Source organism: Vibrio sp. 10N.222.49.C9, assembly GCF_041474985.1.
GTDB lineage: Bacteria > Pseudomonadota > Gammaproteobacteria > Enterobacterales > Vibrionaceae > Vibrio > Vibrio crassostreae_C.
The window spans coordinates 1-277 of the sequence record NZ_JBFRVD010000686.1 but is presented as its reverse complement, the minus strand read 5'-3'; the positions used below and the strand labels follow the sequence as shown (position 1 = coordinate 277).

Here is a 277-nt window from a genome sequence, read left to right as displayed (position 1 = left end):
GCTTTATCTTACCTGAACCTATTGCGGTATTTGATCGCCTTGGCAGCCGCAGTGATGTGCTGCTTCAACATACGATTGTTACCTCGCAAGAGATTGTTTTAGGGCTTTTGTTAGGCCTTAGCATGGGCCTGATGTTTGCCCTACAGATGTTGCTTTTTGAACCACTGCGTCGTTGGTTACTGCCTATATTGATTGCCTCGCAAGCGATTCCCGTTTTTGCCATTGCGCCAATACTCATGCTGTGGTTTGGCTATGGCATAGCCTCAAAGGTTGTGAT

Annotated in this window: 1 protein-coding gene; it reads left to right on the top strand. The window is 46.9% G+C overall.

The features are described 5' to 3' along the window. A partial coding sequence (locus tag AB4585_RS25080) for an ABC transporter permease subunit (RefSeq protein WP_372171468.1) occupies window positions 1–277 on the top strand: 277 nt, incomplete at both ends.